At 49.9% G+C, this 883-nt stretch carries 1 protein-coding gene; it reads right to left on the bottom strand.

Annotated features, from left to right (window positions below; all coding sequences use genetic code 11):
* Positions 1–836, bottom strand: an 836-nt coding sequence (locus J7394_RS22795; protein WP_209256249.1) for a hypothetical protein, incomplete at its 3' end; no start/stop codon positions are given.
* Positions 837–883: the final 47 nt, after the last annotated feature.

The following is an 883-nucleotide window of genomic DNA, read 5'->3' on the forward strand; positions in this document are numbered from 1 at the left end:
TTGTTTTGACTTGCGAGCCACTGCGTCTTGCTGTTGAGCGGCGGATTTGAAGGGGTGCGCGCTAGCTCACTCCAACTCGCTACATCCAACAAACTGGTAGCGTCAGCAAAGCCTACAACAACGACTTCGCTACCTTCTAATGTTTCGATCCAGAGGAAGTGGACCGGTGCCACTGCATCAATTTCTGGTTTTGCCTTCCTAACTTTGAAGGCCCCATCGAAACCGCACTGCTTGAGAAGCGCGAACGCGGTTTCTCCATCGATCCTTGGTCCAAGTTTGCTAGTCTGATGAGCGCTCCATATCTCGGGGTGTGTTTGTCCTACTTGTTTCCATCTTTCCCGCATATATGCGTCGACGTCTGCGACTTCCATGCGTGGGAAGTGTGAACTCAGCCATTTTGAAAAAGCTATTTCAAAAGGCTGATGCGTTTGTCCTTGAACCTCGGGTTGTTTGGTAAGCTCTTCATCAGTCAAAACTAAAAGGGCGTCGTAAATGAAATCATCAATCTCTTGAGCGGTCCAATCCGAGCGCGCTCCAATCGACGCATGTGCCGATCTGGCCTTGTTTGCCAAAACGACACCCCCCAGACGTTCGGCAAGGTCGGCCATTGGCAACAAGCAGGTCGCGTCGCATCCATGCCCTGACATAAATTGGTTGATGCCTTCCGCAGCCAGCAGGACATCGCTTACGTGCGCGTTGCTTGTTCCTGGGACCAATAAGTCAGAGATGTCGTCTAGCGGTCCATAGTGTTCTTCTACTTCACGACCAAGAGTGTCCCAATATTCGGCTTCTTTGGGTCGGTAAGGGATCGTATCAAATATCAAGGCATATCCCATGATTGTAGTTTGTTGGATAGAGACGAAAAAAACGTCTCCAACCTATT

Origin of the sequence: Ruegeria sp. R13_0 (genome assembly GCF_017743995.1) — a bacterium.
In the GTDB taxonomy this organism is placed as follows: domain Bacteria; phylum Pseudomonadota; class Alphaproteobacteria; order Rhodobacterales; family Rhodobacteraceae; genus Ruegeria.